The 24,225-nt window shown below is 61.4% G+C and carries 26 protein-coding genes; 2 read left to right on the forward strand and 24 right to left on the reverse strand.

From position 1 onward, the window contains the following. The 15 genes from LKX83_RS24270 to rpsB form a co-directional block, all read right to left on the reverse strand. The coding region (locus tag LKX83_RS24270) for a translation initiation factor IF-2 N-terminal domain-containing protein (RefSeq protein ID WP_227885422.1) at positions 1-769 on the reverse strand (769 nt) is incomplete at its 3' end. Further along, positions 762-1,091, reverse strand: coding sequence for a L7Ae/L30e/S12e/Gadd45 family ribosomal protein (locus LKX83_RS24275; RefSeq protein WP_227885423.1), 330 nt, complete (start codon positions 1,089-1,091; stop codon positions 762-764). The genes LKX83_RS24275 and LKX83_RS24270, both read right to left, overlap by 8 nt. Then, positions 1,078-1,395, reverse strand: coding sequence for an RNase P modulator RnpM (gene rnpM, locus LKX83_RS24280; protein WP_227885424.1), 318 nt, complete (start codon positions 1,393-1,395; stop codon positions 1,078-1,080). The genes LKX83_RS24275 and rnpM overlap by 14 nt, the downstream gene beginning before the upstream one ends. Before the next feature lie 49 nt (positions 1,396-1,444). Beyond that, positions 1,445-2,542 carry a transcription termination factor NusA gene (gene nusA, locus LKX83_RS24285; RefSeq protein ID WP_227885425.1) on the reverse strand — a complete coding sequence of 366 codons (1,098 nt, stop codon included), beginning with the start codon at positions 2,540-2,542 and terminating at the stop codon, positions 1,445-1,447. A 26-nt stretch (positions 2,543-2,568) separates the two neighbouring features. Next, complete coding sequence (gene rimP / locus LKX83_RS24290; RefSeq protein ID WP_227885426.1) at positions 2,569-3,030, reverse strand: ribosome maturation factor RimP; 462 nt, start codon at positions 3,028-3,030, stop codon at positions 2,569-2,571. Between the two features lie 218 nt (positions 3,031-3,248). Continuing rightward, positions 3,249-7,568: a PolC-type DNA polymerase III gene (locus LKX83_RS24295; RefSeq protein WP_227885427.1), complete on the reverse strand. Its 4,320-nt coding sequence runs from the start codon at positions 7,566-7,568 to the stop codon at positions 3,249-3,251. Between the two features lie 240 nt (positions 7,569-7,808). Next, positions 7,809-9,257, reverse strand: a complete 1,449-nt coding sequence (gene proS, locus LKX83_RS24300) for a proline--tRNA ligase (RefSeq protein ID WP_227885428.1) — start codon at positions 9,255-9,257, stop codon at positions 7,809-7,811. Between the two features lie 34 nt (positions 9,258-9,291). Next, a complete protein-coding gene (gene rseP / locus LKX83_RS24305) occupies positions 9,292-10,554 on the reverse strand; it encodes an RIP metalloprotease RseP (RefSeq protein WP_227885429.1) in 1,263 nt (420 codons plus the stop codon). A gap of 100 nt (positions 10,555-10,654) precedes the next feature. Beyond that, positions 10,655-11,800 carry a 1-deoxy-D-xylulose-5-phosphate reductoisomerase gene (locus LKX83_RS24310; protein WP_227885430.1) on the reverse strand — a complete coding sequence of 382 codons (1,146 nt, stop codon included), beginning with the start codon at positions 11,798-11,800 and terminating at the stop codon, positions 10,655-10,657. Positions 11,801-11,841: 41 nt separating this feature from the next. Further along, positions 11,842-12,633, reverse strand: a complete 792-nt coding sequence (locus tag LKX83_RS24315) for a phosphatidate cytidylyltransferase (protein WP_227885431.1) — start codon at positions 12,631-12,633, stop codon at positions 11,842-11,844. Between the two features lie 3 nt (positions 12,634-12,636). Then, positions 12,637-13,440 (reverse strand): isoprenyl transferase, encoded by an 804-nt coding sequence (locus LKX83_RS24320; RefSeq protein ID WP_370639123.1) that lies wholly within the window; start codon positions 13,438-13,440, stop codon positions 12,637-12,639. Positions 13,441-13,509: 69 nt separating this feature from the next. After that, positions 13,510-14,064 carry a ribosome recycling factor gene (gene frr, locus LKX83_RS24325; protein WP_227885432.1) on the reverse strand — a complete coding sequence of 185 codons (555 nt, stop codon included), beginning with the start codon at positions 14,062-14,064 and terminating at the stop codon, positions 13,510-13,512. A gap of 2 nt (positions 14,065-14,066) precedes the next feature. Then, positions 14,067-14,795, reverse strand: a complete 729-nt coding sequence (gene pyrH, locus LKX83_RS24330; protein ID WP_227885433.1) for a UMP kinase — start codon at positions 14,793-14,795, stop codon at positions 14,067-14,069. An 84-nt stretch (positions 14,796-14,879) separates the two neighbouring features. Next, the gene (gene tsf / locus LKX83_RS24335) at positions 14,880-15,530 is read right to left on the reverse strand and encodes a translation elongation factor Ts (RefSeq protein WP_227885434.1); all 651 of its coding nucleotides are present in this window, start codon (positions 15,528-15,530) and stop codon (positions 14,880-14,882) included. 130 nt (positions 15,531-15,660) lie between these two features. Then, entirely contained in the window at positions 15,661-16,359 is a 699-nt protein-coding gene (gene rpsB, locus LKX83_RS24340) for a 30S ribosomal protein S2 (RefSeq protein WP_227885435.1), read from the reverse strand. A gap of 376 nt (positions 16,360-16,735) precedes the next feature. On the opposite strand from rpsB, the gene LKX83_RS24345 reads away from it, so the two are divergent. Then, complete coding sequence (locus tag LKX83_RS24345; RefSeq protein ID WP_227885436.1) at positions 16,736-17,167, forward strand: hypothetical protein; 432 nt, start codon at positions 16,736-16,738, stop codon at positions 17,165-17,167. Then, positions 17,164-18,240, forward strand: a complete 1,077-nt coding sequence (locus tag LKX83_RS24350) for a phosphodiester glycosidase family protein (protein WP_227885437.1) — start codon at positions 17,164-17,166, stop codon at positions 18,238-18,240. Before LKX83_RS24345 ends, LKX83_RS24350 begins: the two co-directional genes overlap by 4 nt. Before the next feature lie 126 nt (positions 18,241-18,366). Here LKX83_RS24350 and LKX83_RS24355 read toward each other — a convergent pair whose 3' ends face one another. The 9 genes from LKX83_RS24355 to LKX83_RS24395 are packed head-to-tail and all read right to left on the reverse strand — an operon-like array spanning position 18,367 to position 24,203. Next, positions 18,367-18,918: an endolytic transglycosylase MltG gene (locus tag LKX83_RS24355; protein ID WP_227885438.1), complete on the reverse strand. Its 552-nt coding sequence runs from the start codon at positions 18,916-18,918 to the stop codon at positions 18,367-18,369. After that, positions 18,902-19,525: a hypothetical protein gene (locus LKX83_RS24360; RefSeq protein ID WP_227885439.1), complete on the reverse strand. Its 624-nt coding sequence runs from the start codon at positions 19,523-19,525 to the stop codon at positions 18,902-18,904. The genes LKX83_RS24355 and LKX83_RS24360 overlap by 17 nt, the downstream gene beginning before the upstream one ends. Before the next feature lie 32 nt (positions 19,526-19,557). Further along, positions 19,558-19,887, reverse strand: coding sequence for a hypothetical protein (locus LKX83_RS24365; protein WP_227885440.1), 330 nt, complete (start codon positions 19,885-19,887; stop codon positions 19,558-19,560). Positions 19,888-19,939: 52 nt separating this feature from the next. After that, positions 19,940-21,352 (reverse strand): DUF342 domain-containing protein, encoded by a 1,413-nt coding sequence (locus tag LKX83_RS24370; RefSeq protein WP_227885441.1) that lies wholly within the window; start codon positions 21,350-21,352, stop codon positions 19,940-19,942. 54 nt (positions 21,353-21,406) lie between these two features. After that, positions 21,407-22,192: a FliA/WhiG family RNA polymerase sigma factor gene (locus tag LKX83_RS24375; protein WP_227885499.1), complete on the reverse strand. Its 786-nt coding sequence runs from the start codon at positions 22,190-22,192 to the stop codon at positions 21,407-21,409. A gap of 16 nt (positions 22,193-22,208) precedes the next feature. Continuing rightward, the gene (locus tag LKX83_RS24380) at positions 22,209-22,625 is read right to left on the reverse strand and encodes a hypothetical protein (RefSeq protein ID WP_227885442.1); all 417 of its coding nucleotides are present in this window, start codon (positions 22,623-22,625) and stop codon (positions 22,209-22,211) included. Between the two features lies 1 nt (position 22,626). Beyond that, positions 22,627-23,121 carry a chemotaxis protein CheD gene (locus LKX83_RS24385; RefSeq protein WP_227885443.1) on the reverse strand — a complete coding sequence of 165 codons (495 nt, stop codon included), beginning with the start codon at positions 23,119-23,121 and terminating at the stop codon, positions 22,627-22,629. Next, positions 23,118-23,705, reverse strand: a complete 588-nt coding sequence (locus LKX83_RS24390) for a chemotaxis protein CheC (RefSeq protein WP_255654848.1) — start codon at positions 23,703-23,705, stop codon at positions 23,118-23,120. Before LKX83_RS24390 ends, LKX83_RS24385 begins: the two co-directional genes overlap by 4 nt. A 36-nt stretch (positions 23,706-23,741) precedes the next feature. After that, the gene (locus tag LKX83_RS24395; protein ID WP_227885445.1) at positions 23,742-24,203 is read right to left on the reverse strand and encodes a chemotaxis protein CheW; all 462 of its coding nucleotides are present in this window, start codon (positions 24,201-24,203) and stop codon (positions 23,742-23,744) included. Positions 24,204-24,225: the final 22 nt, after the last annotated feature.

The raw sequence follows: 24,225 nt of genomic DNA on the forward strand, positions 1-24,225 counted from the left end.
GACGGTTGCCTTGGTAGCCGCCGCCGCCTTGGCCTTGCGGACGATTGCCTTGGTAGCCGCCGCCGCCTTGGCCTTGCGGACGATTGCCTTGGTATCCGCCGCCGCCTTGGCCTTGCGGACGGTTGCCTTGGTAGCCGCCGCCGCCTTGGCCTTGCGGACGATTGCCTTGGTAGCCGCCGCCTTGACCTTGCGGACGGTTGCCTTGGTAGCCGCCGCCTTGGCCGCCCTGGCCGCGATGGCCTTGACCCCCTTGGCTGCTGCTCTGACCGCCTTGGCCGCCGCCTTGACCGCCTTGGCCGCCGCCTTGACCGCCTTGGCTGCCGCCGGACGCGCGCTCGCCGCTGGAAGCGCGATCGCTGCCGGAGCTAGCGCCATCCGAGGACGCGCCGCCGGACGGCGCCGCTGCCGGAGTGGCGGACGGAGCTTGCGGAGACGGCGCCGGACGGGAAGCCACCGAAGCCGTTTCCTCGCGGCGGCCGCCCTGCTGCCCTTGGCCTTGGCGTCCTTGTCCCTGCTCGCCGCCCTGACGTCCGCCGTTATTCGGCTTGCTCTGGGCCATCTTGGCCGCGGCATTGGCCTTCACGTCGCGGAAAAACTTCTCCACAGCATGGACCATGCCGTCTTCCATGACGCTCATATGGTTGTTGACGGGCAAATTGACCCGCTTCAGGATCGTAATTACTTCTTTGCTGCTCATGTTGAGCTGCTTGGCGTATTCGTACACCCGCAGCTTATCCTTGTTGTCATTCGCATCTTGTTTATTACTCAATATTCTCCACCTCCGAATGTTGAACGAAGCCCTCGCGGATCAACTTGGCGAAACCCGGATCCGTGACGGCGAACAGCACGCGTTCAGGCTTGCCTACGGCGCCCCCGAGCTCGTACCGCGAATATCCGATCAGCAGCGGCACGCCATAGCTTTCGCATTTGTCCGCCACTTTTTTGCGTGTATTGTCCGAAGCGTCCTCCGCGACCAGGACGAGCCGGGCTTCTCCGGCGCGGATCGCCTTCAGCACCGTCTCATCCCCCGAGACGAGCTTGCCGGCCCGCATGGCGAGGCCGAGACGGGACAAAGCTTTATTCGTCGTCATCGTCCCCCGCCAGCTCCTTGTTCGCGATGAATTCGTCTTCGACCTTGATGAAGTCCGCTTCGAGACTGTCGTAGATCTCCGGCGCGACCGGCGTCTTGAGCGCCCGCTCGAACGCCTTCGATTTTTTGGCCAGCTTGAAGCAGGAGGTTTTGCCGCACAGGTAGGCGCCGCGTCCCGGCTTTTTGCCGGTCAGGTCGATTTGGATGTCCCCTTGCGGCGAGCGAACGATGCGGATGAGCTCCTTCTTCGGCTTCATCTCCTGGCAGGCAACGCATTTGCGCTGCGGTATCTTCCTCGTTTTCAAAGGTTCCTCTCCCCCCGTCCTCGCAAAGGTTCCCCGGCATTGCCCGCGATCAGTCGATCGAGACGCTGTCCTGATGCATCGTGTCTCCGGCCGTTTTGGCGCGGCCGTACTCCTGCTCCGCCTGCGCCTCGCTCTTGATGTCGATCTTCCACCCGGTCAGCTTGGCGGCGAGACGGGCGTTCTGACCTTTGATGCCGATCGCCAGCGACAGCTGGTAGTCGGGCACGATGACGCGCGCCATCTTTTCGGCCTCGAAGACGATGACTTCGAGCACCTTGGACGGGCTGAGCGCGTTCGCGACGTATTCTTCCACCGATTCCGACCAGCGGACGATATCGATCTTCTCGCCCTTCAGCTCGGTGACGATCGTCTGTACGCGGACACCCTTCTGCCCGACGCACGAGCCGATCGGGTCGACTTCCGGATTGCGGGAATAGACCGCGATCTTCGAGCGGAAGCCGGCTTCGCGCGCGACGGAGCGGATCTCGACCGTGCCGTCGAAAATCTCGGGCACCTCAAGCTCGAACAGCCGCTTCAGCAAGCCGGGATGGGTCCGGGACAGGATGATCTGCGGACCTTTGCTCGTGTTCTCCACCTTGGTGATGTAGGACTTGACGCGGTCGCCCTGCTTGAATTTGTCGGTCGGCATCAGCTCGGTGAGCGGCAGCGCCGCTTCGACCTTGCCGAGATCCACGTACAGATTGCGGAGATCCATCCGCTGAATGATGCCCGTGACGATGTCCTGCTCCTTGTCGACGAACGCGTGATAGATCAGACCGCGCTCGGCTTCGCGGATGCGCTGCGTGACGACCTGCTTCGCCGTCTGAGCGGCGATCCGGCCGAAGTCGCGCGGCGTGACCTCAATCTCCGCGATATCTTCCAGCTGATAGTGTGGATTAATGCTGCGCGCCGCATCCAGCGCGATCTCGAGGCGCGGATCGAGCACCTCTTCGACGACCGTCTTGCGCGCGTATACTTTGATCGATCCGGTATTGCGGTTGATATCGACGCGAACGTTTTGCGCCGTATTGAAATTGCGCTTGTAGCTGGAGATAAGTGCCGCTTCGATGGCTTCGATCAGGACATCCTTGGCAATGCCTTTATCGCGTTCGATTTCGGACAGCGCTTCGATAAACTCCATGCTCATGTCGGGTCTATTCCTCCTCTCATTCGTTAGAACACGATGGCCAGGCGAGCCGAAGCCACTTTATCGTAAGGGATGGCATGCGTACGACGGCCGACCGTAACGCCCAAGACGCCGTCGTCGAAGCTGTCCAACCTGCCTTCGAATTCCTTCGCGCCGTCGATCGGCTCGTACGTCGTCACATAGACGTGCTTGCCAACGGCTTTAGCTACGTCGTCCGCTTTTTTGAGCGGGCGTTCCGCCCCGGGGGAGCTGACCTCCAGGAAGTAAGCGTCCGAAATCGGATCCGCCTCGTCCAGCTTGGCGCTTAAGAATTCGGAGATGCGGCCGCAATCGTCGATATCGATGCCGCCTTCTTTGTCTACGAATACGCGGAGAAAGTAATTGCTGCCTTCCTTCACGTACTCTACGTCCACGAGCTGGAACCCGTTGTCGTCCAGGAAAGGAGTGACAAGCTGCTCCACGACGGACTTGATCTTTGACGTGCTCAAATTCGTTTGACCTCCCGATTGCTTCAAATGGAATCGCCGCAGTCTTCCGTAACCTTATAAAGCCCAATGCAAAACGGAAAGAGTGGGTTTCCCCACTCTTCTGCAGACAGTGATATCCACATGATTACCAAAAATAATATACCATAACCGCAACTAGACTGGCAACGGATATTTTGCCATCCGCGCCCAACCGGGCCCGCCCGCGCCGCCCCGGCGGATCAGAACAACATCAGCTGGTTCGACTCAGGCAATCCGCGGAAGCAGCCCATACCCGAGAGCAGCTCGATGATCGTCTTCGACGCTTTCGAGCGCTGCTGGAAGTCTTCCACCGACAGATAGTCTCCGTCCTCCCGGGAGGCGGCGATAGCCTTGGCCGCATTGTCCCCGATGCCCGCCACCGCCGAGAACGGCGGAATGAGCGAGTCGCCGTCGACGATGAAGCGCGTCGCGTCGGAGCGGTACAGATCGAGCGGCTTGACGCGGAAGCCTCGCGCCGTCATTTCGAGGCCCATTTCCAGGATGGAGATCATGCCTTTCTCCTTGGGCGTCGCCTGGAAGCCTTTTTCCTCGATTTCGATCAGCGTCTTCAGAATCGCGTCGTAGCCTTGGCAGAACAACTCGACGTCGAAGTCCGCCGCGCGCACCGAGAAGTACGTCGCGTAGAACTGGATCGGATAGTACAGCTTGAAGTAGGCCGTGCGGACCGCCGAAATGACGTAGGCGGCCGCGTGCGCCTTCGGGAACATGTACTCGATCCGCAGGCACGAATCGATATACCACTGCGGCACGCCGCAGCGCTTCATTTCCTCGATCCATTCCGGCGTCAGGCCTTTGCCTTTCCGCACGCTCTCCGTAATCTTAAACGCGAGCGACGCGTCCATGCCGGCTTTGTAAATGAGGAACAGCATGATGTCGTCCCGGCAGCCGATGACGGTTTTGATTGTGCACGTATTATTCTTGATCAGCTCCTGCGCGTTGCCCAGCCAGACGCCCGTCCCGTGGGAGAGGCCCGAAATCTGCAGCAGGTCGGCGAACGACGACGGCTTCGTCTCTTCGAGCATCTGGCGGACGAACCGGGTGCCCATCTCGGGCACGCCGTACGTCGCGACCGGGGAGCGGATCTGCGACGGCTGCACCCCGAGCGCTTCGACCGAGTTGAACAGGCTCATGACCTTCGGGTCGTTCATCGGGATCGTGGTCGGATCGACGCCGGTCAAGTCCTGCAACATCCGCATCATCGTCGGATCGTCGTGCCCGAGAATATCGAGCTTGAGCAGGTTCGCGTCGAAGGCGTGATAGTCGAAGTGGGTCGTCTTCCACTCCGCGCTCGTATCGTCGGCCGGATACTGCACCGGCGTAATGTCTTCGACTTCGATGTAGCCGGGGACGACGACGATGCCGCCCGGATGCTGTCCCGTGCTGCGCTTGACCCCGGTACAGCCGGCGGCGAGCCGGTTCAACTCCGCGCCGCGCCACGACTTCCCTTGATCCTCCTGGTATTTGCGGGCGAAGCCGAAGCCCGTTTTCTCCGCGACCGTCCCGATCGTTCCCGCGCGGAACACGTTCTTATCCCCGAACATCGTCTTCGTAAAGTTATGCGCGTGCGGCTGGTATTCGCCCGAGAAGTTCAAATCGATATCGGGGACCTTGTCTCCTTTAAAGCCAAGGAACGTCTCGAACGGGATGTCCTGACCTTCGCCCCGCATGATCGTGCCGCAATTCGGGCAAGGCTTGTCCTTCAGGTCGAAGCCCGACGGCACGCTGCCGTCCAGGATCCATTCGCTGTAGCGGCAATCCGAGTTGCGGCACAAGTAGTGCGCCGGCAGCGGATTGACTTCCGAAATGCCGAGGAACGTCGCGACGACCGAAGAACCGACCGATCCCCGCGAGCCGACGAGATAGCCGTCCTGGTTCGACTTTTTGACGAGCCGTTCCGAGATGAGGTAGTTCGCCGAGAAGCCGTATTTGATGATCGGTACGAGCTCCTTTTCGAGGCGGGCCACGACGACCTCCGGCAGCTCTTCGCCGTACATGGCTCGCGCGGTGGCGTAGCAGGTGTCGCGGATTTCCTCGTCGGCGCCTTCGATGATCGGAGTGAACAGCTCGTCCGGGAACATGACGATCTCTTCGAAGCGATCGGCCAGCTCGTTCGGATGGCGGACGACGACCTCGTGGGCTTTGTCCCGGCCGAGGAACGAGAAGGCGTCCAGCATTTCGTTGGTCGTCCGCAAGTGCGCGTCCGGCTTGCGCTGGTCCTTGAGCGGGCTGAAGCCCGTGATCCCGTGGATCGTGATGTCGCGGAACAGCTTGTCCCGCGGGTCCAGATAATGGACGTTGCCGGTCGCGATGACCGGCTTGCCCAACCGTTCGCCTATGCGCACGATTTTGCGGAGCGACTCCTCGAGCTCGGCGCGGCTGCCGACGAGACCTTTGTCCAGCAGATGCATGTAAAAGTCGAGGGGCTGAACTTCGAGCACGTCGTAAAATTCGGCGACCTCGATCGCTTCCTCCTCGGACTTGTTCAGCACCGCCTCGTAGAACTCGCCTTTCTCGCAGCCGGAGATGACGAGCAGCCCTTCGCGCATTTCCATCAGCTTGCTGCGGGGAATGCACGGCACGCGGTGAAAGTAATCCGTGTGCGACAGGGAGATCAGCTTGAACAGGTTCTTCTTGCCCGCCGCGTTCAGCATGTAAATGCCGCAATGGAACGGACGGGACGTCTTCCAGCTGTTGACGTTGACTTCGTTGAGCCGGGACAGCTCGTTCACGCCCCGCTCCTGCGCTTCCTTCAGCTGCCCCTCGAGCACGCCCGCCAGCGCGATCGTGTCGTCGATGGCGCGGTGATGGTTTTCAAGGCTGACCTTGTACATGGCGGCCAGCGTGTTGAGCCGGTGGTTTTTCATGGTCGGATGAAGATAGCGGGCGAGCTCCAGCGTGTCGAGCACCGGGTTGTCCAGCGTCGGCAAGCCGAGTCGCTTGCAGTTTTCCTGAATAAAGCCGATATCGAAGCGCGCGTTGTGCGCGACGAGGACGGCGTCTTCGACGAAGTCGATGAATTCCTTCAGCTTCGGCTCGAGCTCCGGCGCGTCCTGGACCATCTCGTCCGTGATGCTGGTGAGCTGCTGAATGTTATAGGGGATCGGCTCGTGCGGATTGACGAACGTCGAAAACCGCCCGATCTCCTGCCCGCCCTTCACTTTCACGCCGGCGAGCTCGATGATCTTGTTCGCCGTGACGGACAGGCCCGTCGTCTCGATGTCGAAGACGACGTAGGTCGCGTCGGACAGCGATTGCTCGCGCGGATTCAGCACCATGGGGATGGCGTCGTTGACGACGTTGGCCTCGACGCCGTACATCACCTTGATCCCGTTTTTCTTGCCGGCCTTGGCCGCGTCGGGGAAGCAGTGCACGTTGCTGTGGTCGGTGACGGCGATCGCCTTGTGCCCCCACTTGGCCGCCGTCTTGATGTAGACGTCGACCGGCGTGACCGCGTCCATCGTGCTCATCGTCGTGTGCAGGTGGAATTCGACGCGTTTCTCCGCGGCTTCGTCCGTACGCGGCCTCGGCGCGAGAACTTCCTTCACGTCGCTCGGCATCATGATGAGCTCCGGCGGATTGAGGAAGCGGTCGTATTCGACGCGGCCCCGCAGCTTCAGCCATTTGCCGTTCGCGAGCAGGGCGAGCATCTTGTTGTCTTCCTTCGTCTTGCCGAACATCTTGATCGTGAGAGAGTCCGTGTAGTCTGTCACGTGGAACACGTAGAGCGTGCTGCCGTTGCGCAGCTCCTTCACATCGAGTCCGAAGACGGTGCCCTGGATCGTGACCTTCTTCTCTTCTTCCTTGATCGTCTCGATCGGCACGGGCGGATCCTTGATCTCGTAGCCGTGCTGCAGCGTCTGCGGCGCTTCGCCTTCCGGGACGGGCTCCTCCTCCGGCGGCAAACTCTGCATCATCTGCTGCACGACCTCCCGCTCGGCGTGGAGCTGCTTCTGCAGGAACTCCTCGTAAATCTCCTGCCGGGACTCGCCCACGCCGACGGTGAGCTTGACCCGGCACGCACGGCCGAACCGTTCCTCGAAAAACCGCACCGCTTGTCCGTCCACGTTTTTCTTTTTGGCCATCTCGAGCCCCATGCCGTCGAGCAGAGACAGCGTCACAAGCTCGCCTTCGGTTTCGGCGCGCGCCTTGGCGAGCCAGCCGTTGACGGAAACGAACGCGGTCTGCATCCATTCGGTGAAGAGCGGCCAGTATTCGGTCAGCAGCGCATGGGTCGGCACCGCGTCGGCATAGCGAATTCGGATGCCGATCGTCGCGTGGTGGCCGAGCTTGGCCTTCACCCGCTCGCTGAAGCCGGCATAGACGGCGGCCGGGAGCAGCGTTTCCTTCGCGAGATGGAACGTCCATTGCTTGTTCGCCTTGCTGACTTCTACCCGTTCTATGTAACCGTCGCGAAAATACCCGTCGATCCACTCGCCCGGCAGCTCCGCCTGCTGCAGCAGCAATTCAAATCTCTTCCGCTGATCCGGCGTCGGTTGCATCTATACGTTCCTCCCTATCCACCTTGCAAAAAACAAAAGCTTCCGCGGTTGGGGCGGGCCGGGCGCGAGCGCCGGCGGACCGCAATTCCTCAGGAAGCTTTTGCGATTCTCTTTCTCTTATTCTACCTGAACGCCCGGGAGTCATCAATAGACAAAGAACGACAACGCCTCTCGTTTGCCGGCTCGCGCCGCAAAAAAAGCCCAGCGACCGGACGGTCGCTGGGCTGCTAGATCTTTCTATTAATAGGCCTTGGCAAAGACGACCGTATGCGTGGCCGCTTCGCCGCAGGCGAGGCATTTCGTCTTCGTCTCGCCCGGCTCGAACGGGATGTTCCGGCTCGTCGCGCCGGTCTCGTCCTTCACCTGGCTTTCGCAGGCGTCGGAGCCGCACCAGCCGGCGAGCGCGAAGCCGCGCTTCTCTTCGAAGGCCGCCTTCAGTTCGTCGAGCGTTTCGACGGAGAAGGTGTGCTCGTCCCGGAATAACTTGGCGCGCGCGAACATCTCCTCGTGCACGTCGGCCAGCATCGCCTGCACTTCGGTGACCAGGTTATCCAACGGCACCTGCTTCTTCTCCCCGGTCACGCGGGAGACGAGGACGCAGTCGCCGTTCTCCAGATCGCGCGGTCCGAGCTCGAGCCGAACCGGGATGCCCCGCATCTCGTACTCGTTGAACTTCCAGCCCGGCGACACGTCGGAACGGTCGTCGACACGGACGCGGACGCCCGCCGCCTTCAGCTGCGCGAACAGCTCGTCCGTCTTGGCGATGACGGTCTCGCGCGTCTTGGGCGGACCGATCGGAATCATGATCACCTGCGTCGGCGCGACCTTCGGCGGCATCACGAGGCCTCGGTCGTCCCCGTGCACCATAATAAGCGCGCCGATGAGGCGGGTGCTCACGCCCCAAGACGTCGTATGACAGTATTCCTGGGTGTTTTCGCGGCTCAAATACTTGATGTCGAACGCCACCGCGAACTTCGTGCCGAGATAATGCGACGTGCCCGCCTGTACGGCGCGGCCGTCCTTCATCATCGCTTCGATGGAGTACGTGTCGACGGCGCCGGCGAAGCGCTCCGAAGGCGTCTTCTGCCCCTTGATGACCGGGATGGCCAGCACATCCTCGACAAACGCGGTGTAGACGTCGAGCATTTGCATCGTTTCTTTGCGGGCGTCGGCTTCGTCCTCGTGCGCCGTGTGGCCTTCCTGCCACAGAAATTCGCTCGTCCGCATGAACGGCAGCGTGCGTTTCTCCCAGCGGATGACGTTTGCCCATTGGTTGATGAGCAGCGGCAGGTCGCGATAGGAATTGATCCATTTCGCGTACATGTGCCCGAACATCGTCTCCGACGTCGGACGGACCGCAAGACGCTCCTCCAACACTTCGCCGCCGGCCTCGGTCACCATCGGCAGCTCCGGATTGAAGCCCTCTACGTGCTCCTTTTCCTTCTGGAAGAAGCTTTCCGGAATGAGCAGCGGGAAGTAGGCGTTGCGGTGGCCCGTCTCCTTGAAGCGGCGGTCCAGATCGCGCTGGATGTTTTCCCACAGCTCGTAGCCTTCCGGACGGAACACGATGCAGCCGCGCACCGGCGAGTAGTCCATCAGCTCGGCTTTTTTGATGACGTCGATATACCAACGGCTAAAGTCTTCGCCCTGCGGCGTAATTTCGGTGACAAACGCTTTGTCCTTCGACATAACGGCTCTCCAACTCCATTAGAAATGTAATCGACTATCCTTTGACCAGGCGCAAAATATCGTTGTACGTCACGACGACCATCAACAGCATGAGCATCGCGAACCCGATGAAATGCACGAGGCTTTCGCGGTTCGGATCGACCGGCTTGCCGCGGATGGCTTCGATGCCGATGAAGATCAGCCGGCTGCCATCGAGCGCGGGGATCGGCAGCAGGTTGAAAATCCCGAGATAGAGGCTGAGGATCGCGCCCCACATCGTCAGCTGCGTGATGCCCTGCTGAGCGATTTCCCCCGTCACCTGCGCGGTCCGTACCGGGCCGCCGAGATCGTCGATCTTGAATTCGCCGAAAATGAGCTTGCGGAAGCCCTCCATGATCGTTTTCGTGCTGTCGACCATGGCGTTGCCCGCGAACTTGAGCGTCTCTCCCGCACCGGCCCGCCGCATCTCGGGCGTCGGATAGAAGCCGGCCTTGCCGGTCTTATCGTCCGGGGTGATCGTGAGGGGCACCTGCTTGCCGCCGCGTTCGACGATCCACTCCATCGGCTTGCCCGCCGAAGCTTCGATCTTTTGCACGAGCTTGGCGCTGTCGCCGGCGATCGGATCCCCGTTGATGGAGACGATGAGATCGCCCTTGTGCAGGCCGCCCTGTTCGGCCGGAGAGCCGGCGTTCACTTTGTTCACGAACGTCTTGGTCACCGGCTCGACCGTCACGCCGGCCAGCTGAATGTAGACGGCGAACAGCACGAACGCCAGAATAAAGTTCATCATCGGGCCGGCGAAGATGGCCATCGCTTTCTTGCCGGCCGTCGCGCTGCCGAACTGGCGGTCGATCGGCGCGATTTGCGTGTCGCGGCCCTTGGACAGCAGCAGCGCCTGCCGGTGCACCGGATAGCGCTGAATGTCGCCGTCGACGTCCAGCGTCAGATGAAGGTCGCGCTCCAAATCGATCGACTTGACCTCGCCGCGGAGGATGTTGGTCCGCTCGTCGAGCCGGTCGAGATAGATGCGGACGACCTCGCCGTCCTTCACGCGGACGCCGACCGTCTGACCCGGCTGCACCTCGACGACCTCCGGGTCCTCGCCGGCCATGCGAACAAAGCCGCCGACCGGCAGGAGGCGCAGCGTGTACCGCGTCTCCCCCCGCTTGATCGAGAACAGCTTCGGCCCGAAGCCGATCGCAAACTCCCGGACGAGCACACCCGCTCTGCGGGCAAAGTAGAAGTGTCCGAACTCGTGAATCGAGACGAGCACGAAGAAAACGAGAACCGTCAAAAATACGACCTGTACCATTTGCATGCTATACTACCCCCGTTGCCGGTAACGGCTGTCCTTAGATTAACATTATTCTCCGAGGCGATACAAGAGAATACGGGCCTGTAACGGAACGGTAGCATTTTTAATTGCGGAACGTTTCCGCCTCCCGGCGCGCCCAGTCGTCGGCGGCCGTGATCGTCGCCAAATCCGGCTCCTGCAGCGGCTCGTGGCGCGCTAGCGCGGAAGCGATGATCGACTCGATGGCGAGAAACGGAATCTCTCCGCGGAGGAAGCGGGCGACGGCGACTTCGTTCGCCGCGTTGAACACGGTCGGAGCGGTCCCGCCCGCGCGTCCCGCCTCGTAGGCGAGGCGAAGGCACGGATAGCGCTCGAAGTCCATCGGGCGAAAATGCAGCGAGCCCGCCTGCAGCAGATCGAGCGGCGAAGCCGGCGATGGCCGGCGCTCGGGATAGGTGAGCGCGTATTGGATGGGCACGCGCATATCGGGATTGCCAAGCTGCGCCATGACGCTCGTATCGTGGAATTCGACCATGGAATGGACGATGCTCTCCGGATGCAGCACGACGTCGATCCGGTCGTACGGCAAGCCGAACAGCCAGTGCGCTTCCATCACTTCGAGCCCTTTGTTCGCCATCGTCGCCGAGTCGATGGTGATCTTGGCGCCCATCGACCAGTTCGGATGGCGAAGCGCCTCTTCGACCGTCACGTTCGCGAGCTCCTCGCGCGTCCGGTCCCTGAAGCTGCCGCCCGAGGCGGTGACGAGAAGCCGCTTCACGGCCCGTTTGTCCTCGCCGTTCAAGCATTGGAAAATGGCGGAGTGCTCGCTGTCGATCGGGAGCAGCGCAACGCCCTTATCGGCCGCGCGCTTCATGACGAGATGTCCCGCAGTGACGAGCGTCTCCTTGTTCGCCAGCCCGATCGTCGCGCCGGCGTCGATCGCGGCGAGCGTCGACCGGAGACCGACGCTCCCCATGACGGCGCAAACGACATAGTCCGCATCCGCGCCGGCCGCGGCTTCGATCAACCCCTCGTCGCCATAGACGAGACGGGTGCCCGGAGGCAGCTCCGCGCGGATCCGGTCGGCCAGCTCACGGCTGCCGACGGAGACGAGCTTCGGTCGGAACGCGTGCGCCTGCCGAACAAGCAGATCCGCGTTCGTGCCGGCCGCGAGGCTCGCCACCTCGTATCGCTCCGGCTCCCGCGAGATGACGTCGAGCGTCTGCGTGCCGATCGATCCGGTACTGCCCAGGACGGCCACTTTTTTCATCACTCACGCTTCCTTCCGATCAATATGTAAGATCAAGTTGCTCATGTCGGCAGAAGGCCGAGCAAATGGACGAGCGGGAATACGATGAGCCAGCTGTCCGTCCGGTCCAGGACGCCGCCGTGGCCCGGGAGCAAACGTCCCGAATCCTTGACGCCGCGAAACCGCTTGTACGCGGATTGGATCAGATCGCCGAGCTGCCCCGCGACCGCCGCGGCGAGGCCGATCGCGACCGCCCGCCCGAAGCCGAGCCTGTCCGGCCATGCGAGCGCGAACGCGACCGCGACGAGAATCGCGATGACGAGGCCGCCTACGGCGCCTTCGATGGTCTTGTTCGGGCTGATAGCGGGCCAGAGCTTGGTCTTCCCGACCGCACGGCCGACGAAGTAGGCGCCGGCGTCGGACGCCCATATGCAGAAAAAGACGAGCAGCGGCCAGAACATGCCGTGGGGCAGATCGCGGGTCGCCGCCATGTAGCGGAAGCCGAGCCCGATATAGAACGCTCCCAGGAACAGCAGGCTCGCATGCTCCAGCGTCAGCTTGTTTTTGCTGAAGACGGTCGAGGCGAGCAGCGCGAACATGAGCAACCAGGCGACGGCTTCGACCGAAGGCGCGCGCCAGCCGAACGGCAGCTGCGGCAGCGCGAGGACGAGAACGGCGGCGAAGCCGGCCAGCACGTCCCCACGCGTCGTCTTTTGGCCGTTCAGCTTGACGTATTCGTGGAACCCGATCAGCGCGAGCACGGCAAGAATGCCCGTATAGTACCAGCCTCCAAGCCAGAGCAACACAAGGAAGCCCGCTCCGGCGATCACGCCGGTTACGATCCGTTGTCCCATGGCCTAGAGTCCTCCGTAACGGCGAGCCCGCCGTTGGTATTCGCGGATCGCCTCGTGGAAATGCGCTTCGCTGAACTCCGGCCAGTATACGTCGGTAAACCAGAATTCGCTGTAAGCGAGCTGCCACAGCATGAAGTTGCTGAGCCGCAGCTCGCCGCTCGTCCGGATGAGCAAGTCGGGATCGGGCAGCTCACAGCTGAGCAGGCCCGCGCTGAAGTCGGCTTCGGAGATGTCGTTTGGATCGATCTCCCCGCTCGCCGCACGTCTCGCGAGCTGGCGCGCCGATTCGACCATTTCCATGCGGCTGCCATAATTCAGCGCGAAGTTCAGCACGAGTCCCGTGTTGTTCTCCGTCTTGCGCACCGCTTCCTCCACCGCCGCCAACGTGAAGTCCGGCAACAGCTCGCGGACGCCCATCATGCGGACGCGCACGTTGTTGCGCATCAGTTCGTCCAGCTCCAGCGACAGAAATTCCTGCGGCAGCTTCATCAGGAATTCGACTTCCGCCTTCGGCCGCTTCCAGTTTTCCGTGGAAAAGGCGTACAAAGTCAAATAGCGCACACCTAGGCGGTCTGCGGCTTGGGTGATCCGTTTGACGGTTTTCATCCCGTTGTGATGCCCGGCGATGCGGGGAAGGCCGCGGGCTTTGGCCCAGCGTCCGTTCCCGTCCATAATGATCGCCACGTGCCGCGGAATATCCGTGGGCGACAAGTCATTTCCATCGCGGGAAGATTCGGAAGCGGCCGTCCTGGTCGTCATTCCGTCCTGCTGCTTCTTCCGGAACCAACCGTTCAAGAAACGGTTCATCATGGCTGTTCCCCCTGATCCAGAACAATAAACGAACCCCACCTTGCGGAGGGGCCCTGTCGTAAGGCATTACACTTCCATGATCTCTTTTTCTTTGGCGGCGAGAATTTTGTCCACTTCGGCCACGTAGCGGTCGGTGGTCTTCTGGACGTCCTCTTGATGCCGGCGGGACTCGTCCTCGGAAATTTCGCCTTTTTCTTTTTTCTTGATGTCGTCGTTCGCGTCGCGGCGGATGTTGCGGATGGCGACCTTCGCTTCCTCGCCGTATTTTTTCGTCGACTTGACGAGATCCGCGCGGCGCTCTTCGGTGAGCGGCGGGATGTTGAGGCGGATGATCGTGCCGTCGTTCGCCGGCGTGAGGCCGACGTCGGACTTCAGGATCGCCTTCTCGATCGCGGCCAGCGCCGACTTGTCCCACGGCTGGATGATCAACGTGCGGGAGTCCGGCGTGTTGATCGAGCCGAGCTGGTTCACCGGCGTCATCTCGCCATAGTATTCCGCCTGGACGCGGTCCAGCATAGCCGGAGACGCGCGTCCCGCGCGCAGCGTGGCCAGTTCGCGCTTCAGCGCGCCCAGCGCTTTTTCCATGCGTTCTTCCGCGTTTTTCTTAATCGCTTGAGGCATTGTTATTCCACGCTCCCCTTAACGATGGTGCCGATCTTCTCGCCCATGACGGCCCGTTTGATATTGCCTTTTTCGGTGATCGCGAAGACGAGAAGCGGAATGTTGTTGTCCATGCAGAGCGACGATGCGGTGGAGTCCATGACGCCGAGATTTTTGTTGAGCACGTCCATGTAGGTCAGCTGTTCGTATTTCTCTGCGGTGGCGTCTTTGAACGGATCGGCGCTGTATACCCCGTCCACTTTGTTTTTCGCCATCAGAATCACTTCGGCCTCGATCTCGGCGGCCCGAAGCGCGGCGGTCGTATCCGTCGAGAAAAACGGATTGCCCGTACCGGCGGCGAAAATGACGACGCGCCCCTTCTCCAGGTGGCGGATCGCGCGGCGGCGGATGTACGGCTCGGCGATCTGCTGCATCGCGATCGACGTCTGTACGCGCGTCGGTACGTCGATCTGCTCGAGCGCGTCCTGCAACGCGAGCGAGTTCATAACCGTCGCAAGCATGCCCATGTAGTCCGCGGTCGCCCGGTCGATTCCCTTTTGGCTGCCGGCGATGCCGCGCCAGATGTTGCCTCCGCCGCAGACGATCGCGACTTCGACGCCGAGCTCCACCACTTCTTTGACTTGATCGGCGATCGACAGGATGGTCGACGCGTCGATGCCGTATCCGTTCGACCCGGATAGCGACTCGCCGCTGACCTTCAACACCACTCGTTTGTAGACGGGACGATTCAACGTAAGTACCTCCACCATTTCTCTATTTCAGCAAACCGGATACCCTGAAAAAAAGGGAACACCGCGTGTTCCCTGCACGTGAAATTATGCTTTGACTTGCGCCATGACTTCCTCTACGAAGTTGTCTTGCTTCTTCTCGAGGCCTTCGCCCAGCTCGAAGCGGACGAAGCGGCGGATGGAGATTTGCTCGCCGATCGTAGAGATCTTCTCGTTCAGCAGCGTTTGGATCGTTTTGTCCGGATCCTTGACGAACGATTGCTCGAGCAGCACGTTCTCTTCGTAGTATTTGTTCAGGCGGCCTTCGACCATCTTGTCGACGATCTTTTCCGGCTTGCCTTCGTTCAGTGCCTGGTTGCGCAAAATTTCGCGTTCTTTGTCCAGCTCGCCTTGTTCGACTTCTTCGCGGCGGATGTATTTCGGGCTGGCAGCGGCGATGTGCATCGCCAGATCGCGCACGAATTCTTTGAACTGATCGGTCATGGCGACGAAGTCGGTTTCGCAGTTGACTTCGACCAGCACGCCGATGCGGCCGGCGCCGTGGATGTAGGACTCTACGCGGCCTTCGGTGGCGACGCGGTCGCCTTTCTTGGCGGCGGCGGCAAGGCCCTTCTCGCGGAGCAGCTCAGCGGCTTTCGTCAGGTCGCCGCCCGCTTCCTCCAGCGCTTTTTTGCAATCGAGCATGCCTGCTCCCGTTTTCTCGCGAAGCGTTTTTACGTCTGCTGCGTTTACTGCCACTTGAGATACCCTCCTGAGTCTTCCGCGCCCGCGGGGCGGAGTCCGTATGTTCTTATTTTTCAAAAAAAGGGCGGCGAGAAGGTTCTCTTCTGACCACCCTTGTTCTAGCAAAGCGTAAGTTGCGATTCGATTAAGCCGTCGTCTCTTCGCCTTGGCGGGAATCAACGATCGCATCGGCCATCTTCGACGTCAGGAGCTTCACGGCGCGGATTGCGTCGTCGTTGCCCGGGATGACGTAGTCGATCTCGTCCGGGTCGCAGTTCGTGTCTACGATGCCGACGATCGGGATGCCCAGCTTGCGCGCTTCGGCGACCGCGATGCGCTCTTTGCGCGGGTCGATGATGAACAGCGCGTCAGGCAGCTTGCGCATGTGCTTGATGCCGCCCAGGAATTTCTCGAGGCGCTCCTTCTCCTTGCGGAGCAGGATGACTTCTTTTTTCGGCAGCACTTCGAACGTGCCGTCCTGTTCCCATTTGTCCAGCTGGTGCAGACGGTCGGTCCGCTTCTGGATCGTGGAGAAGTTGGTCAGCGTGCCGCCGAGCCAACGTTGGTTGATGTAGAACTGGCCGCTGCGCTCCGCTTCTTCCTTGACGGAGTCTTGGGCTTGCTTCTTCGTGCCGACGAACAGCATCGTGCCGCCTTGTTCGCCGAGCTGGCGAACGAAGTTGTACGCTTCGTCGACTTTCTTGACCGTCTTTTGCAGGTCGATAATGTAAATGCCGTTACGCTCGGTAAAGATGTACTTGTCCATTTTCGGGTTCCAACGACGGGTTTGGTGGCCGAAGTGTACCCCAGCTTCGAGAAGCTGCTTCATGGAAATAACTGCCATCTTCACTGCACCTCCTGAATGGTTTTTGTAGGTGAATCTCCTCCGCCGGTTCGCGCCTTCCGCCAGAACTCCCCGCAGGAAGCACCGCTGACGGAATTGAACGGCGTGCGTTTTTTCACACCGAGCAATAATATAACACACGATGTCGGATGTTGCAAGACGAACGCGACGATCCGAACGCTCTCCTCCGCAGGAGCGATCCTTTCGCCCCTCCGCGAGCCTGCGAATCGTGGGACGATTGGCGCATTTTTTGCCGATTTATGTTACAATCCCATGATGTTCCGCAACTTTTCCGTCTCCCAGTCGTTAGTACGTTCGTACTTATTCTGACGTCGCAGCCGCAATGACAACAAGAGAGGTGTAAGCAGAAACGAAAATGAGAACTTCGACAGCGCAAGCCGTATACCCCGACACGTATCCGGAGACGCCCCCCCGCAAGCGGACCAAGGGCCCTCTTCTCTTTTATGCCGTCCTTTGGACCGTCCTGATCGCCGCAGGCGTCCTGGGCGCCAAGGCCTACTCCGATCATATCCAGCGCCAGGTGGCCGCCGATCTCGAACGGCAGACGGCCGTCCAGATCTCCGCCATGCAGCAGGACTATACGAGCCGGATCGCAGCGCTCGAGTCGGGCTACCAGCAATCGATCGCCCAAATGGAAAGCAAAATCGAGGCCCTGAACGAGCTCCTTACCTTCGCCAAGGACAATGCCGATACAAAGACGGACAACAGCAACAAGCTGTACACGCAGCTGGCGGAAGTCAAGAAGCAGCTCGCCGAGCTGAAGAAAAGCCTGGACGTGCTGAAATGAGCGCGATCGCCGTCCGTCCGCTGAACCGGACGCTGCTGCTCGCGTGCGCGCCGTTTCTCGGCCTGCTCCTTTGGCTGTTTCTCTCGAACGTAAGCCTCGAGCTGTCCGAACAAGCCTACCCGCAGCTCGGCGCTCAGTCGCCGGCGTCCGCCGGAGCGGACGGACCCGCGCTCGCCGGCCTCGACCAGGCGCGGGAGCTGGCAAGCGGCACCGGCCAATCGATCAAAAAGCAGATCACCCTGTACCAAAAGACCAATGCCGACATGGCCAAGATCGCCTCGATCGCTTCAAGCCAGGCGGGCCGTCCCTATCAGATCTACGATAGCCGGATTACGCGCAAGCTTGGCAGCCCCTCCGCGACGATCCGCTCGGACAAGCTGGATGCGCAGCTTTATTACTTGGGGACGCAGAACTTCCAAAGCTATGCGGTGAAGATCAAGATGAAGAAACAGGACGCGGCGAAGCTCGTGCTCGGCAACGACAAGATCGGCGGCGCGGAGACGACGCTGTCCGCGGCGAACCGCTACAAGGCGGCCATCGGCATCAATGCCGGCGGCTTCGCGGACGGCGGTGGCAAACGGTACCCGCTCGGCACGACGGTTGTCGGCGGGAGCTACGTCGACGGCTTCCAGCCGACGATGAAGGACCTGTTCTTCGTCGGCCTGAACGCGAACAACAAGCTCATCGGCGGCAAGTTTTCGAGCCAGGCGCAGCTGGATGCGCTCGGTCCGAAGTTCGGCGCCACCTTCGTGCCGATCCTGATGAAGGGCGGACAGCCGACCGTCATCCCCGACAAGTGGCGGACAAGCCCGAAGCGGGCGCCCCGCACCGTCATCGCGAACTACAAGGACGACCAGCTGCTGTTCCTGATCGCCAACGGCTACAACGAGAACGGAAGCTCCGGCGCCACGCTCGAGGAAATGCAGCTGCTCCTGCAGAGGTACGGCGCGGTCGACGGGTACAATCTGGACGGCGGCGGCTCCACGTCGCTCGTCTTTAACGGACGGGTCGTCAATTCGCCGTCCGACGGCACGCTGCGCAAGCTGCCGACGCACTTTTTGTTTTTTAAATAGGAAGGCGAACGAGACCGCGGCCGGTTGCCGCGGTCTCCTTTGTGCCCATCGCAGCCCCCGGCGCCGTTCGTCGGTACGGCAAATCCGGCGCGGGATCCGCACCGTCAAAATAAAAAACCGCAGGAATCAATGCTTCCTGCGGGTGAGCTCCGCGATGATCTCGTCGAACGTCGGCTCGGCCTGGAACGTGCATAGCCCCACCTGCAGCGACTTGGCCTGCGGCTTCGCTTTTTTCAGAAACGCCGCCTTGTCGGCGATGAGTCCCATCTCCTCCAAGTTCGAAGCGACGCGCGTGAGGTCGTCGTTATAAGCGATATATAAATGATAGGTTCCCTTCTCGGCTTTCGACGCCTCCCGTGAAGGCGCAGGCGCGTCCGGCTTCGCCGCCTCGCTCTCCTGGAGGGCTTTTTCGGCCGCGCCCTTCGCATCCGCCGCGGCCTTGTCCGCCGCCTTCTTCACGGCTTCGTCCAGCTGCTCTTGGCTGTACGTGTCTCCGCCGAGCTTGAGCAGCGAGTAGCCGAGTCCTTCTGCGTCCTTCTTCACCGTCTCGAGGCTCAGCGAATCCCTCTCCTGCAGCTGCGACTCCTGCTGCCGGGCGGCCGTCATCAGCTGCAGCATCGAAGCGCCGAGCATGAGGCCGATGCCGAGTCCGACGAGCAGGCTACGATTTTTGCGCATGCCGCTCCTCCTCCCGGCGGGCCAGCTGTAGAATCAACTGTACTTCGCCTTTGTTCATATTCATCGCTTTGGCGATCTGCTCGACGGAGCGGCCCCGGTCATGAAGGTCGAGCAGCTCCCCGTAACGGCCGCGCATGCTCGTCTGCGGAGCGGAGACGGGCGCCGACTCCGCAGCCACGGCAGCCGGCCGCTCGGTCGCAACGGTCTCCCCGCGCGCGCCGACGGCCTCGGCAGCCGTTACCTCCGGCTCCGCCGCGACCATCGGCTTCGGCGACTGCGGCTCGGATGCGGGCACGGTCTCCTCGCGTCGCGCAGGCGATTCCCGCGCTTCCAGGGAAGCGGCCGCAAGCTGTTCCCCCTGCGCCGTCATTTGCTTTTCCAGCTCTAGTATCCGGCGGCCCAGCCGGGCGACCGTCTCGTCCTGCTCCTGCTTAAACGTCGCGACGGCGTCCACCAGCTCGCGATTTTCCGTCTCGAGCTCGCTCAGCAGCAAATCGTACGCCTGCTCGTCCGACGCCTCGCGCTCCTGCGGCTTGGCCCGCGGGAGCAGCCAGCCGTAGCCGGCGATCGCCGCTCCCGCCACCACGATGGTCAGCCAAGGTGCCATGCCTTCTTGCCCCTTTCCCGCGGCATTCCGCTTCACAGCGTGAAGTCGATATGCCGCCCTTTGAACGGATGCGCATTCGCGCTCTCTTTCGCCTCGTTCGCGCCCTCTTCGGACGCGCTCTCCCGCTTGGACGGGCTGCGGGAATCGCGTTTGCCCTCCCGCGGCTCCCGCTCGGAGATGCTCTTGCCCGCCGTTCCCTCGGACTTTGTCATCTGCTGAGCTTGCCGCTCTGCTCGCTTCATCGCCTGGTCGCCGAGTGCGGCCTGCTCCATCGCCGGCCGCTGCTGCTGATGCTGATGCAGCTGCGTCAACTCCACGGAACGCGGGATGGACGTCTGCAGGTCCAACGGTTTGAAGCTCACGGACTTCCCCCTCTCTACAGCCGCCCGAGTCGGGCCTGGGCGCATGCTTCCTTTAATGGTACGGAATCATGATGATCTCTCCGTCCGAATACCGAAAGGATACCCGCATCGCGCTGTCCTTGACGAACCGGGTGTACCGGCCGATGACGATTTTCGTTCCGCCGTAGATGGTATGTACCGCGTCGACGCGGGACGACTCCGCGTCCTCGAGCGTCTTTTCGATCTCGAGAATCTGTTCCCTGGCCGCCTGCAGCTCATCGGACGTCTGCCTGCGGGTCGAAGTCAGCTTGATCCGCATCGCCAGCCGGTCGGCGGACAGCTGACCGACGGAAGCCAGTTGGTTCAGCATGGCAAGCGCCTTCTCCGTCTTGTCCAGGTTTTCCGCCAGGAGCCGGATTTGATTGCGCAGCTCGACGAGCTCCTGGCGAAGCTCGGGCCGCACGCCCACCTCGACCGCGGTCGCCGTCGACATGGCGTTGCCGATCGTCCGCGCCGCCACGCGTTCGCCGGCCTGCAGGACACCGCCGACGATCAAGCCCTTGGCCCCCGCGCAGACGATGTTGCGTCCCGCTCTGACGTTCGCGTGCATGATGCTTTGCGACACCACCACGTCCTGCCCCGCCGTGACGTTGCCTTCCTGGATAAAGGAGCAGCGCACATCGCAGCCGGCTTTGACGTAGCCTTTGTTGCTTCCGATAATGCCGCCGGAAATCTCGATCGAGCCGTCCGACTCGACCTCCGCCCCTTCGATGCCGCCGGTCACGCGGATATCTCCGGCCGCCCGGATGCGAAAGCCGGTCAGCACGTTGCCGCGAATGACGACCGTGCCTACGAAGTCGATGTTGCCGATGTTGTAGTCGACGTCACCGTTCACCTCGAAGACGGGAAAGACGTTCAGCTTGTCCTTGTCCGTACGGGTGACGAGGCCGTCGATCGCCGCGTACATCGCCGTTTTTTCCGGGTTGACGACGACGTTTTTGCCGACTTTGAAATGCGCTTCCTTGCCATCCTTGGCGGGAAGCTCCTCGCCCGTCACCGCCATGCCGGAGACGCCGGCTCCCGGCGGTACGCGAGAAGCGATGAGCTGGCCCGCCTTCACATTGGCGAGCTGTGTCACCTCGCGGTAATCGACGCTTCCGTCCCCTCGCTCGGCCGGGCGTTTGTCGCTGTTGGTCTCTTCGAACAGCGCTTTGACGTAGCCGTTCTCGCCGGGCTCCGGCGCCGTTCCGATCGCCACCACGTTTTGGGAGAAATAGAAGTCCTGAGGACGCTGCACGATCATCGTCAGCGTATCGCGCTGAACGCCGTGCCGGATGCCGTAGCCGGACAACACCTGCTCCAGGTCCCGCTCGGTAAGCTTCAAGGCGCCCTCTACCCGCTTAAAAATTAAAATGGCTTTTAACTTGTCTTCGGTTATGGTCACTTCCATCATCTGATCCCAAGAGAGATCCTGATCGCCGGACATCGACTGACGCCTCCCATCCAGTTTCGTGAATACCGTTAACGCCTTGCGACGTAGCTATTTTTGCAGCAGTTGATCCTTTTGCTTGGCCAGCGCCGCGCGCAGTCGAAGAATCGCCTTGGAATGAAGCTGTGAGATACGCGAAGGCGACAACGACATGACCTCGGCGATCTCGCTTAGCGACAGATCTTCGTAATAGAAGAGCGAGACGACGGTTCGCTCCTTGATCGTCAGCTTCTCGATCCCTTGGGCGAGCGAATCCTTCAAGTACGTCTCGTGAACCTTGAACTCGGGATTTAGCGCCTTCTCGTCAACGAGCAGCGACAGGCGCGTCTCCGACTCCTCCTCGCGGATCGGCTCCTCGAGGGAGCAGATCGTCGCCACCGCGACTTCCTGCAGCATGTGCTGAAAGTCCTTTTCCGATATATTCAAATAGTCGCAAATCTCTTCGTCTGTCGCCGACCGAAGATGCCGCTGTTCCAAGACGGCGTATGCGTCCTCCATTTTTTTCGCTTTGTCGCGAACCGAACGCGGCACCCAGTCCCCCTGCCGCAGCCCGTCGATGATCGAGCCGCGGATGCGCCAGGAGGCGTAGGTTTCGAACTGCAACCCGCGCTGGTAGTCGAATTTTTCGATCGCGTCGATCAGCCCCATCGATCCGTTGCTGACCAGATCGTCCTTGGAGACGTTCTTGGGCAGCCCGACGGCCATCCGGCTCGACACGTAATCCACAAGCGGCAAATAATGCTCGATCAGCTCTTTTTTCGCGTCCGAATCCCCTTCTTCTTTCCAACGGAGCCAGACTTCATGATGGGATAGCCGGGAACGGGATTGATCGATCATCACTGCTTCACCTTCCTTATTCGTCCGTCAGGCGCCGGACCGCCTGTACCACTTGTTCGGGTTCCGGATGATCTATCGATACGAGCTTGGGCGGGTCCAGCGGCTGGAATCCGGCAACCGGCTCGCCGCCGGCGCCCGTCCACTGCCGCTTCATCAGATCCGTCAACGATTCGTCGTCGCCGGGCGTCGTCACATCGAGGACGGCTCCCCGCCCCTCTTCCGGAATCGGCTGCGGAAGCAGCGGCACCTGTGCCGGCCGCAGCAGCTGGCCCCAGACAAAGCGGACGAGCAAGCCCAGCAGGCCGAACGCCGCGAGCGCGTAGAGGCTGCGCAGCAGCGTCGTGCCTATCGGATTGTGTCCGATCGAAAAGAGAAGCGTCAGCACCGCCCCGAAGAAGGCGAACCCGACATTCCATCGCCAGGAACCGATCATGTTAAATCTCCTTTACGCCGTTCTGAACGCTGCGGATGGTCAAGATGCCTTTCGCGCTGTCCAACTCGATCGTGCGTCCGTAATTGCCGCCCGTATCCTCCGCGATGACGGGGATCGACCATTTGGCCAGAGCCGCATGCGAGGATTCCACGTTGCGGGGACCGATCCGCATGCTGTCGCTGCCCCCCGCGAAAGCGAACATCTGCGCCCCGCCGGCCATCTTGGCGACCAGCTTGGACAGATCCGCTCCCGCGTCCTTCATGCGCGCGAGCAGCTCGGGGATCGCGGTATCCGCGTACTTGGCGACATTGAGCTGATCTCCCCGCGAGATGTCGGAGCTCGGCAGCATGATGTGCGCCATGCCCGCGATGCGCCGGCCCGCATCGAAGAGCGTCAGTCCGACGCAGGAGCCGAGGCCGGTCGTGCGGAGCGAGGCGCCGCCCGCAGCGACGTTCAGGTCGGCCATCCCGACTTTGACGATAACGGCCTCGCTCATTCGACCGGCACTCCCAACGCGCGGAACATCCGCTCGAAAGACTCCGGATCAGGGATGAAGAAAAAGTGGCCCTCCGCTTCGTGCTTGCCTTCGAGGAAGGTCGTGTCGATGAGCAGCGCGTCGTCGCCCATCGTACCGAACTGCAGCAGGCCGTACGTCAGAATGGCGCCGGCCATGTCCACGGCGATGGACGGGACGGTCGGCGACAGCGGCAGTCCGGTCAGATCCGCCAGCGACGACAGATAGGAGCCGGCCAAAATATTCCCGATCTCGGACAGGGCCGACATCTCCATCTCGGTGAATGTCTCTCCGCCCGTCGTCTCGAAGGCAAGCAGCCCCTGCAGCAGTCCGCGTGCCTGCTCCCGGCTCATGAGAAAAAAGATGTTGCCGGGGGCTTCGCCTTCGACCCGCAGAAACACGGCGACGACGACTTCCTCCGGTCCGCCGACGCGGTCCGCGATCTCCTCGAAAGGGATGAAGCTGACCGTCGGGACCGCCATGTCGACCGGCTTGTCGAGCAGCCGGGAGAGCGCGGTGGCCGCATGTCCGGCTCCGATGTTGCCGACCTCGCGGAGCACGTCCATTTTGAACTCGGTATCGTGGTTGAACAGCTTCACCGGTTACGCCCCGAATTGTTCCAGCTGGATGATCTCCGACCGGTTCAACACTTCCGACAGGTTCAGGAGAATCAGCAGGCGGTCTTCGCCGAACTTCGCCACGCCGCTCAAGTATTTGGCCTTGATGCCGCCGACGACTTCGGGCGGAGTCTCCACCGCGTCGGACGTCAGGTCGATGACGTCGTTGGCCGCATCGACGATGAAGCCGACTTCGAGGTCGTTCGCCGCGACGATGATGATCCGCGAATTGTCGGTCGGCTCCGTTTCGGCGAGGCCGAATCGGCTGCGCAGATCGATGACCGGGACGACGACACCGCGCAGGTTGATGACGCCTTTGACGAAGGGCGGCGTCTTGGGCACGCGCGTTACCGGGGACATCCGTTCGATCGTGCGGACCTTGTCCACTTCGATGCCGTACTCTTCGTGCGCCAGCGTAAATACGATTACCTTGAATTCCTCTGCCATTGGGAGCCCTCCTCGAAATGGT

Origin of the sequence: Cohnella baijiui, from assembly GCF_020731285.1 — a bacterium.
Classification (GTDB): Bacteria; Bacillota; Bacilli; order Paenibacillales; family Paenibacillaceae; genus Cohnella.

Bases quoted from the DNA above. Each gene is read 5' to 3' on its own strand.
- LKX83_RS24275 (WP_227885423.1), bottom strand. From the start codon at position 1,091: ATGACGACGAATAAAGCTTTGTCCCGTCTCGGCCTCGCCATGCGGGCC.
- nusA (WP_227885425.1), bottom strand. From the start codon at position 2,542: ATGAGCATGGAGTTTATCGAAGCGCTGTCCGAAATCGAACGCGATAAA.
- LKX83_RS24295 (WP_227885427.1), bottom strand. From the start codon at position 7,568: ATGCAACCGACGCCGGATCAGCGGAAGAGATTTGAATTGCTGCTGCAG.
- proS (WP_227885428.1), bottom strand. From the start codon at position 9,257: ATGTCGAAGGACAAAGCGTTTGTCACCGAAATTACGCCGCAGGGCGAA.
- rseP (WP_227885429.1), bottom strand. From the start codon at position 10,554: ATGCAAATGGTACAGGTCGTATTTTTGACGGTTCTCGTTTTCTTCGTG.
- LKX83_RS24310 (WP_227885430.1), bottom strand. From the start codon at position 11,800: ATGAAAAAAGTGGCCGTCCTGGGCAGTACCGGATCGATCGGCACGCAG.
- LKX83_RS24315 (WP_227885431.1), bottom strand. From the start codon at position 12,633: ATGGGACAACGGATCGTAACCGGCGTGATCGCCGGAGCGGGCTTCCTT.
- LKX83_RS24320 (WP_370639123.1), bottom strand. From the start codon at position 13,440: ATGAACCGTTTCTTGAACGGTTGGTTCCGGAAGAAGCAGCAGGACGGA.
- frr (WP_227885432.1), bottom strand. From the start codon at position 14,064: ATGCCTCAAGCGATTAAGAAAAACGCGGAAGAACGCATGGAAAAAGCG.
- rpsB (WP_227885435.1), bottom strand. From the start codon at position 16,359: ATGGCAGTTATTTCCATGAAGCAGCTTCTCGAAGCTGGGGTACACTTC.
- LKX83_RS24345 (WP_227885436.1), top strand. From the start codon at position 16,736: ATGAGAACTTCGACAGCGCAAGCCGTATACCCCGACACGTATCCGGAG.
- LKX83_RS24350 (WP_227885437.1), top strand. From the start codon at position 17,164: ATGAGCGCGATCGCCGTCCGTCCGCTGAACCGGACGCTGCTGCTCGCG.
- LKX83_RS24355 (WP_227885438.1), bottom strand. From the start codon at position 18,918: ATGCGCAAAAATCGTAGCCTGCTCGTCGGACTCGGCATCGGCCTCATG.
- LKX83_RS24360 (WP_227885439.1), bottom strand. From the start codon at position 19,525: ATGGCACCTTGGCTGACCATCGTGGTGGCGGGAGCGGCGATCGCCGGC.
- LKX83_RS24370 (WP_227885441.1), bottom strand. From the start codon at position 21,352: ATGTCCGGCGATCAGGATCTCTCTTGGGATCAGATGATGGAAGTGACC.
- LKX83_RS24375 (WP_227885499.1), bottom strand. From the start codon at position 22,192: ATGATCGATCAATCCCGTTCCCGGCTATCCCATCATGAAGTCTGGCTC.
- LKX83_RS24380 (WP_227885442.1), bottom strand. From the start codon at position 22,625: ATGATCGGTTCCTGGCGATGGAATGTCGGGTTCGCCTTCTTCGGGGCG.
- LKX83_RS24385 (WP_227885443.1), bottom strand. From the start codon at position 23,121: ATGAGCGAGGCCGTTATCGTCAAAGTCGGGATGGCCGACCTGAACGTC.
- LKX83_RS24390 (WP_255654848.1), bottom strand. From the start codon at position 23,705: ATGGACGTGCTCCGCGAGGTCGGCAACATCGGAGCCGGACATGCGGCC.
- LKX83_RS24395 (WP_227885445.1), bottom strand. From the start codon at position 24,203: ATGGCAGAGGAATTCAAGGTAATCGTATTTACGCTGGCGCACGAAGAG.